Consider the following 6182-nt stretch of genomic DNA (forward strand, 5'->3'; position numbering starts at 1 on the left):
GCAGTATCAAAAATTGAGGAGGTGTACGCATAATGATGTTAACAAGCCATGATATAATAAGAAAGCCTGTTATAACTGAAAAAAGTATGGCAGCAATGGCAGAAAATAAGTACACTTTCATAGTTCACATCAACGCTAACAAATCTCAAATAAAGAGAGCAGTTGAAGAAGTATTCAACGTAAAAGTTGCTGATGTTAAAACATTAAGAACTATGGGAAAAACTAAGAGAATGGGTGTTCACGTAGGAAAGAGAGCAGACTTCAAAAAAGCTATGATAACATTAGCTGAAGGAAGTACAATTGAATTCTTCGAAGGAATGCAATAACCCATTAGTGATTTATTGGCATTAATATGCCAGATAAGCTGAATTAAGGAGGGAATTTAAATGGCAGTTAAAACATTTAGACCTACTACTCCTTCTAGAAGAAATATGACTATGGCTACATTTGATGAGATTACTACAAGCTCACCAGAAAAGTCACTTTTAGTTTCTTTAAAGAAAACAGGTGGTAGAAATGCACAAGGTAAAATAACTGTTAGACACCACGGTGGTGGTGCAAAAAGAAAATACAGAATAATAGATTTCAAGAGAAACAAAGATGGTGTACCTGCGAAGGTTGCAACTATCGAGTATGATCCAAATAGATCAGCATACATTGCTCTTGTAGTTTATGCAGATGGAGATAAGAGATACATAATCGCTCCTAACGGATTAAACGTTGGTGACGTTATAGTATCAGGTGCTGATGCAGATATCAAACCAGGGAATGCTTTACAATTAATAAACATCCCAGTTGGTACTTTCATCCACAACATCGAATTACAAGCTGGTAAAGGAGCTCAATTAGTAAGAGCTGCTGGAGGATCGGCACAGTTAATGGCTAAAGAAGGTAAATATGCAACATTAAGATTACCTTCAGGTGAAATGAGATATGTAAGAATCGAATGTAGAGCTACAATCGGATCAGTATCTAATCCAACTAACGATATCGTTAAGATTGGTAAAGCCGGAAGAAAGAGACACATGGGATGGAGACCAACTGTAAGAGGATCTGTAATGAACCCTTGTGATCACCCACACGGAGGAGGAGAAGGTAGATCACCTATCGGAAGACCAAGTCCAGTAACACCATGGGGTAAACCAACTCTTGGTTACAAAACTAGAAAAAATAAGAAATACTCAGATAAGTTTATTATTAAGAGAAGAAATAGTAAGTAATATGAAGAGAATACTTATTCTCTTCATAGCTGAGAATGTAAAGTTCTGAAGGGAGGCAATATACAATGAGTAGATCAACTAAAAAAGGACCATTCGTTCATGCTAAACTTTTACAAAAAGTTGAAGAAATGAACGCTAATGGGGAGCAAAAAGTTGTTAAAACTTGGTCAAGAAGTTCAACAATTTTCCCACAAATGATTGGACACACAATTGCTGTTCATGATGGAAGAAAGCACGTGCCTGTTTATATATCAGAAGATATGGTAGGACACAAATTAGGTGAATTCGCATTAACTAGAACATTTAAAGGACATGATGATAAAACATCAAAAAGAAAGTAGTACCCTGGAAAGGAGGAACATAAATGGAAGCTAGAGCTATAGCTAAATATGTAAGAATGTCTCCAATAAAGGTAGGAGCTGTTCTTGATTTAATAAGAGGAAAGAATGTTAAAGAAGCTTTCGCTATCTTACAATACACTCCAAGAGAAGCTGCAGTAGTTATAAACAAAGTTTTAAAATCTGCTGTTGCAAATGCTGAAAATAATTTCGCATTAGATACAGATAAATTAATCGTATCAGAAGCATACGTAGGTCAAGGTCCAACTTTAAAGAGATTTAGACCACACGCTCAAGGGAGAGCATTCAGAATCAATAAAAAAACAAGCCATATAACAATAGTTGTTAAAGAAAGAGCTTAGAAGAAGGAGGGAAACGTAGTGGGTCAAAAAGTAAATCCTCACGGACTTAGAGTAGGAGTTATTAAAGACTGGGATGCAAAATGGTATGCAAATAAAAAAGATTTTGCTGATAACCTAATCGAAGATAACCAAATCAGAAAATTCGTTAAAAAAGAACTTTTCACTGCTGGTATTTCAAGAATTGAAATTGAAAGAGCAGCAAAGAGAATTAAATTAAATATACACACTGCTAAACCTGGTGTTATAATCGGGAAAGGTGGAGCTGGAATTGAAGCATTAAAGAAGAAATTGGTTAATTTTACAAGAGGTAAAAACTTACTAATCAACATTGTTGAAGTTAAGGGTGTTGAAAGAGATTCTCAATTAATGGCTGAAAATGTTGCAGCACAATTAGAAAAAAGAATATCATTCAGAAGAGCTATGAAGCAAACTATCCAAAGAGCTATGAAGCACAATGGAGTTAAAGGAGTTAAAATAGCTTGTTCAGGAAGATTAGGTGGAGCTGAGATCGCTAGAACTGAGCAGTACCATGAAGGTACAATTCCACTACAAACTTTAAGAGCTGATATCGACTATGGATTTGCAGAAGCAGATACAACATATGGAAAAATCGGAGTTAAAGTTTGGGTTTATAATGGAGAGGTTCTTCCAACTAAAAAGGTTGAAAAGGAAGAAGCTAACGCATAGGACGCATTGGAAAGGAGGAATAAATCATGTTAATGCCTAAAAGAGTTAAGCATCGTAAGGTACAACGTGGTAGAATGAAGGGTAAAGCTACAAGAGGAAACTTTTTAGCTTACGGAGATTACGGAATACAAGCTACAACTTGTGGATGGATCACTAGTAACCAAATAGAATCTGCCAGAATTGCTATAAATAGATACATCAAAAGAGGAGGAAAACTTTGGATAAAGATCTTCCCAGATAAGCCAGTAACTGAAAAGCCAGCTGAAACAAGAATGGGTTCAGGTAAAGGTTCACCAGAATATTGGGTAGCAGTAGTTAAACCTGGTAGAGTATTATTCGAACTATCAGGAGTAAATGAAGAAGTTGCAAGAGAAGCTATGAGACTTGCATCACACAAACTTCCTGTAAAGACTAAGTTCGTTACAAGAAGAGATTTTGAGGAAATGGGTGGTGAAGAATAATGAAGGCTAGAGAATTAAAAGAATTAAGAGCAAGTAATCCTCAAGATTTAAAAGCTAAATTAGGAGAATTAAAAGCTGAATTATTCAACTTAAGATTCCAATTAGCTACAGGACAATTAGAAAATCCTATGAGAATAAGAGAAGTTAAAAAATCTATAGCCCAAATAAAAACCATCTTAAGACAAGAAGAGTTAAGGGCTGTTGAACAACAGTAATTACTGGAAGGAGGTACGCCCTAATGGAAAGAGGTTTAAGAAAAAAGAGAATCGGAAGAGTTGTTTCTGATAAAATGGATAAAACTATCGTAGTTGCTATTGAAACTAAGGTTAGACATCCATTATATGGGAAAACTGTTAACGTAACTACAAAATTCAAAGCTCATGATGAAAATAATGAAGCAGGAATTAATGATAGAGTATTAATTATGGAAACAAGACCATTATCAAAAGATAAAAGATGGAGACTTGTTGAGATAGTTGAAAAAGCTAAGTAGTAGCTTTTAAACTGAAAGGAGGGTAATTCAATGATACAACAACAAACTAGACTTAAAGTTGCTGATAACTCAGGTGCGAAGGAAATCATGTGTATCAGAGTTTTAGGTGGTTCTAAAAGAAAGTATGGTAACATTGGAGATATAATCGTTGCTAGCGTTAAAAGTGCAACACCAGGCGGAGTTGTTAAAAAAGGTGACGTAGTTAAAGCTGTTATCGTTAGATCAGTAAAAGGAATAAGAAGAGCAGACGGTTCATACGTTAAGTTTGATGAAAATGCTGCTGTTATAATAAAAGATGATAAGCAACCAAGAGGAACACGTATCTTCGGACCTGTTGCTAGAGAGCTAAGAGATAAAGAATTCAATAAAATATTATCATTAGCACCAGAAGTTCTATAAGAGGAGGTGGCTGACTTGAAAATACACGTTAAAAAGAACGACACTGTTATGGTTATATCAGGAAAAGATAAAGGTAAAACAGGTGAAGTTTTAAAAGTATATCCAAAAACTGGTAAAGTACTAGTTCAAGGAGTTAATATAGTGAAGAAGCACCAAAAAGCAAGTAGAACACAAGCTGAAAGTGCTATAATTGAAAGAGAAGCTGCAATAAACAGCTCAAAAGTTATGTTATATTGTACAAAATGCAAAAACACTACTAGAATTAGCAACAAGATCTTAGAAGATGGAGCTAAAGTTAGAGTGTGCAAAAAGTGCGGAGAAACATTCTAAAATCTGAAAGGAGGGCATAGATATGACAAGACTTCAAGAAAAGTATGATAAAGAAATAATTCAAGCTATGATGGAAAAGTTCAGTTATAACAACATAATGGAAGTTCCAAGACTTGAGAAGATAGTAATTAACATGGGAGTTGGTGAAGCAAAAGAAAACCAAAAGGTTTTAGAATCTGCAGTTGCTGACTTAACATTAATAGCTGGTCAAAAGCCAATATTAACAAGAGCTAAAAAATCAGTTGCTAACTTTAAAATAAGAGAAAACATGGCATTAGGATGTAAAGTTACATTAAGAAAAGCAAATATGTACGAATTTGCTGACAAGTTAATGTCAATTGCTTTACCAAGAGTTAGAGACTTTAGAGGAGTTTCAAGCAAAGCGTTTGATGGTAGAGGAAATTATTCTCTAGGAATTAAAGAGCAATTAATATTCCCAGAAATTGAATACGATAAAATCGATAAAGTTAGAGGAATGGATATAATCTTCGTTACTTCAGCTAAGACTGACGAAGAAGCAAGAGAATTATTAAGATTCCTTGGAATGCCATTTGCTCAATAATAAGGAGGGAAACTTATGGCACGTAAAGCAATGATAGAAAAATGGAATAAAGAACCTAAGTATAAGACTAGAGCTTATACTAGATGCAGAATCTGTGGAAGACCACACTCTGTTTTAAAGAAATTTGGTATTTGCCGTATCTGTTTTAGAGAACTTGCATACAAAGGTCAAATCCCTGGTTGTAAAAAAGCAAGTTGGTAATACTTAAGATATAGCGAAAGGAGGCACAATAAATGGTTATGACAGATCCAATAGCAGATTTGCTAACTCGTATAAGAAATGCAAATGCTGTTAAACACGAAGTAGTTGAGGTACCTTCTTCAAATGTAAAGAAGGCTATTGCAAACATATTATTACAAGAAGGATACATCAAAGAAATAGATGAATATAACGATGGTGTAGTTCCAATGTTAAGAATTGCTCTTAAATATGGAGCAAACGGTGAAAAAGTAATTACTGGTCTTAAGAGAATATCAAAGCCAGGATTAAGAGTTTACTGTAAAAAGGATGAAACTCCTAAGGTACTTAATGGTTTAGGAATAGCTGTTATATCAACTTCTAAAGGAATAATAGTTGATAGAGAAGCTAGAAAAAACCAAGTAGGTGGAGAAGTTCTTTGCTACGTTTGGTAGTATAAATTTTAGAGATTAAGTTAAATTTATATAGATATATAAAATACAGGAGGTGCAATTATGTCAAGAGTAGGTAGATTACCAATAGCTATACCTGCTGGAGTAACTGTTACTGTAACACCAGAGAACGTTGTTACAGTAAAAGGGCCAAAAGGTGAGTTAGTTGAAGCTATGAACGCTGACATTAATGTAGCGGTTGAAGACAACCAAGTAGTTGTTACTAGACCTAGTGATGTTAAAGAGCACAGAGCTCTTCATGGATTAACTAGAGCATTAATTAATAACATGGTAGTTGGAGTTGAAAAAGGATTCCAAAAGACATTAATATTAAATGGTGTTGGATACAGAGCTCAGAAGCAGGGAAATAAGCTTGTTATGAACTTAGGATATTCACATCCAGTTGAAATAGAAGCAATCGAAGGTGTAGAATTCGAAATACCAGAAGCTACTAAAGTAGTTGTTAAAGGAATCAACAAACAAAAAGTTGGTGAAGCAGCTGCAAAGATCAGATCATGGAGAAAGCCAGAGCCATACAAAGGTAAAGGTATAAGATATGAAAACGAAGTGATCAGACGTAAAGAAGGTAAAACTGGTAAGTAAAAATAGAAAGGAGTGATTTTTATGTTCAAGAAGGTAGACAGAAAATCAAAAAGACTAAGACGTCACCTTAGAGTACGTAAGAAAGTTTTCGGTACTCC

14 protein-coding genes and 1 pseudogene are annotated in these 6182 nt (G+C 34.7%); all 15 read left to right on the forward strand.

Annotated features, from left to right (window positions below):
- Positions 1 to 32 precede the first annotated feature (32 nt).
- Positions 33 to 326, forward strand: coding sequence for a 50S ribosomal protein L23 (gene rplW / locus ACRDDY_RS07180; RefSeq protein WP_438564276.1), 294 nt, complete (start codon positions 33 to 35; stop codon positions 324 to 326).
- A 60-nt stretch (positions 327 to 386) separates the two neighbouring features.
- Positions 387 to 1220 (forward strand): 50S ribosomal protein L2, encoded by an 834-nt coding sequence (rplB, locus tag ACRDDY_RS07185; RefSeq protein WP_438564277.1) that lies wholly within the window; start codon positions 387 to 389, stop codon positions 1218 to 1220.
- A 65-nt stretch (positions 1221 to 1285) separates the two neighbouring features.
- Complete coding sequence (gene rpsS, locus ACRDDY_RS07190; protein ID WP_438564278.1) at positions 1286 to 1561, forward strand: 30S ribosomal protein S19; 276 nt, start codon at positions 1286 to 1288, stop codon at positions 1559 to 1561.
- A 23-nt stretch (positions 1562 to 1584) separates the two neighbouring features.
- Complete coding sequence (gene rplV, locus ACRDDY_RS07195; RefSeq protein WP_438541517.1) at positions 1585 to 1920, forward strand: 50S ribosomal protein L22; 336 nt, start codon at positions 1585 to 1587, stop codon at positions 1918 to 1920.
- A gap of 18 nt (positions 1921 to 1938) precedes the next feature.
- Entirely contained in the window at positions 1939 to 2607 is a 669-nt protein-coding gene (gene rpsC, locus ACRDDY_RS07200; protein ID WP_438564279.1) for a 30S ribosomal protein S3, read from the forward strand.
- Between the two features lie 26 nt (positions 2608 to 2633).
- Positions 2634 to 3068, forward strand: a complete 435-nt coding sequence (rplP, locus tag ACRDDY_RS07205; RefSeq protein WP_002598895.1) for a 50S ribosomal protein L16 — start codon at positions 2634 to 2636, stop codon at positions 3066 to 3068.
- Positions 3068 to 3283, forward strand: a complete 216-nt coding sequence (rpmC, locus tag ACRDDY_RS07210) for a 50S ribosomal protein L29 (protein WP_002598894.1) — start codon at positions 3068 to 3070, stop codon at positions 3281 to 3283. The genes rplP and rpmC overlap by 1 nt, the downstream gene beginning before the upstream one ends.
- Positions 3284 to 3306: 23 nt before the next feature.
- Positions 3307 to 3561 (forward strand): 30S ribosomal protein S17, encoded by a 255-nt coding sequence (rpsQ, locus tag ACRDDY_RS07215; RefSeq protein ID WP_002598893.1) that lies wholly within the window; start codon positions 3307 to 3309, stop codon positions 3559 to 3561.
- A gap of 30 nt (positions 3562 to 3591) precedes the next feature.
- Positions 3592 to 3960, forward strand: coding sequence for a 50S ribosomal protein L14 (rplN, locus tag ACRDDY_RS07220; RefSeq protein WP_438541515.1), 369 nt, complete (start codon positions 3592 to 3594; stop codon positions 3958 to 3960).
- A gap of 15 nt (positions 3961 to 3975) precedes the next feature.
- The gene (gene rplX, locus ACRDDY_RS07225; protein WP_438541514.1) at positions 3976 to 4290 is read left to right on the forward strand and encodes a 50S ribosomal protein L24; all 315 of its coding nucleotides are present in this window, start codon (positions 3976 to 3978) and stop codon (positions 4288 to 4290) included.
- 22 nt (positions 4291 to 4312) lie between these two features.
- Positions 4313 to 4852 (forward strand): 50S ribosomal protein L5, encoded by a 540-nt coding sequence (gene rplE / locus ACRDDY_RS07230; protein ID WP_438564280.1) that lies wholly within the window; start codon positions 4313 to 4315, stop codon positions 4850 to 4852.
- 15 nt (positions 4853 to 4867) lie between these two features.
- Positions 4868 to 5053, forward strand: coding sequence for a type Z 30S ribosomal protein S14 (locus ACRDDY_RS07235; protein ID WP_297630553.1), 186 nt, complete (start codon positions 4868 to 4870; stop codon positions 5051 to 5053).
- 32 nt (positions 5054 to 5085) lie between these two features.
- Positions 5086 to 5484, forward strand: coding sequence for a 30S ribosomal protein S8 (gene rpsH, locus ACRDDY_RS07240; protein WP_438541511.1), 399 nt, complete (start codon positions 5086 to 5088; stop codon positions 5482 to 5484).
- Positions 5485 to 5544: 60 nt separating this feature from the next.
- The gene (rplF, locus tag ACRDDY_RS07245) at positions 5545 to 6084 is read left to right on the forward strand and encodes a 50S ribosomal protein L6 (RefSeq protein ID WP_438564281.1); all 540 of its coding nucleotides are present in this window, start codon (positions 5545 to 5547) and stop codon (positions 6082 to 6084) included.
- 21 nt (positions 6085 to 6105) lie between these two features.
- A pseudogene (locus ACRDDY_RS07250) lies at positions 6106 to 6182 on the forward strand (50S ribosomal protein L18); the annotation flags it as partial.

The sequence above is a fragment of the Clostridium sp. genome (assembly GCF_051656525.1).
Classification (GTDB): domain Bacteria; phylum Bacillota; class Clostridia; order Clostridiales; family Clostridiaceae; genus Clostridium.